Annotated in this window: 1 protein-coding gene; it reads left to right on the top strand. The window is 66.2% G+C overall.

Going from position 1 to position 438, the window contains the following annotated elements; all coding sequences use genetic code 11:
- The coding region (locus AC1DF8_RS36240; RefSeq protein WP_478157625.1) for a putative Ig domain-containing protein at nucleotides 1-438 on the top strand (438 nt) is incomplete at both ends.

Below are 438 nucleotides of genomic sequence, written 5' to 3'. Positions count from 1 at the left end.
ACCCAGAACGCCACCGTCGGCTCTGCCTTCTCCTTCGCGGTGCCGACCACGACCTTCACCGATGTCGACAGCGGCGAGACGCTGACTTACTCGGCAACGGCTGCTGATGGCACGGCGCTTCCCGCCTGGCTGAGCTTCAACGCCACGACGCGGACCTTCTCCGGCACGCCGACGACAGGCGGAAGCTATGGCGTCAAGGTAACGGCGACAGACCTCGGTGGTCTTTCGGCCAACGAGACCTTCAGCATCGCCGTATCGACGCCCGGCAACACGACGCCAACGGCGGTTGCCGATGCTGGCGATGCGACCGAGAAGGGTGGGGTTGCCAATGGTTCGGGCGGTGCGGTTGCGAGCGGCAACGTGCTGACCAACGACACCGATCCGGATGCCGGCGACACCAAGACGGTCACGGCCGTGGTCTTCGGCTCGGCATCGGGC

It is taken from the genome of Rhizobium sp. 05N49, assembly GCF_056396805.1.
Note: the sequence above shows the minus strand (reverse complement) of the source record. Positions and strands in the feature narration are given on the sequence as shown.